At 31.7% G+C, this 1,071-nt stretch carries 1 protein-coding gene; it reads right to left on the bottom strand.

The window, feature by feature from the left end:
• Positions 1–138: 138 nt before the first annotated feature.
• On the bottom strand, positions 139–810 hold the full coding sequence (locus G525_RS0117870; protein ID WP_157491981.1) for a hypothetical protein: 672 nt from the start codon (positions 808–810) through the stop codon (positions 139–141).
• Between the last annotated feature and the right edge of the window lie 261 nt (positions 811–1,071).

The following is a 1,071-nucleotide window of genomic DNA, read 5'->3' as shown; positions in this document are numbered from 1 at the left end:
AACGTTTGTGTATATGGTTTGTTGCGTGTTTTAAGCGATTAATTTAGTAAATAATTACCAACCAAGAAAGTCCGCGAGGACTTTCGTAAGTAAGCAAGAAACCAGCAATAAATTATATACGGTGTTGCCCACAGTTTTTTATTCGGTCATCCAATTTACTAAATCTTTTTCATTTACTATCGACCAAGAATGTGGATGTCTTTCTCCATTTGCTCGATAACCTCGATTTTCTGTTTTTATAAGTTCAACATTTGTATTTCCAAATTCAGATTTTAATTTGTCCGCCAGTTTTTCAATGTAAAAAGCGTTTAAATCCTCAAAATCGTTTTTTCTATTTTCCTTCCACCATTTTAAATCAGGTTCTGTGTATAATCTGATTTTTAGATTTTTCAATCCTCTCAAGTTCTCGATATTTTCTGTTTCGTAAGTAAAAGGTGATTTTTTTTCATAATTAGCTATTCCGTTTTCAGGATTTCCAAACTCTTTGTCAAAAAAATCTTTTATCCACGTTGCTTCTTGAACAGACGGTTCTGCAAAGTTCATTTCCAAGTTCTTTTTGGCAGTTTTATAAAGTGCTAAAAGGTCAATTGGTGAGTCCACAATAAAAAGACCTTCGGGTTGAATTGAGCTTTTATTTTCTACAAGGTAATTGCTAATTAATAAACTCACGTTTCCGCCACTTGAAAAACCACCGATGAATATATTTTTTTTGGTTAGGTCGTTTTGAGAGATTATTATTTCCAACTGTTCTGCTAATTTTTGTTTTTCCGTCTGATTTAAGAACAAATGTTGATTTAAATTCATTGCCAAAACTGAAAAGCCGTTTTTAACACTAACTTCCTTGATTTTAAATTCGCTTAATGTGTTTTCCGCGTCGCAAGGGAAACAAGGAAATAAAATCAATAATCCTTTTTGATTTTCAGCTTTGATTAATTCAAATTCCGAAGTTTTAATAATTTCAGACGTAGGTATTTCAGTCGGATTATTTTTCTTGTTTTGTCCTTTGCAAGACATTGTAATCAAAGCTAAAATTATGAGGTATTTCTGCATTTTTTTCAAATTGTGGGCAAC

The sequence above is a fragment of the Gelidibacter mesophilus DSM 14095 genome, from assembly GCF_000423005.1.
Lineage (GTDB): Bacteria > Bacteroidota > Bacteroidia > Flavobacteriales > Flavobacteriaceae > Gelidibacter > Gelidibacter mesophilus.
The sequence above is the reverse complement of the archived record's forward strand: the minus strand, read 5'-3'. Positions and strand labels throughout refer to the sequence as shown.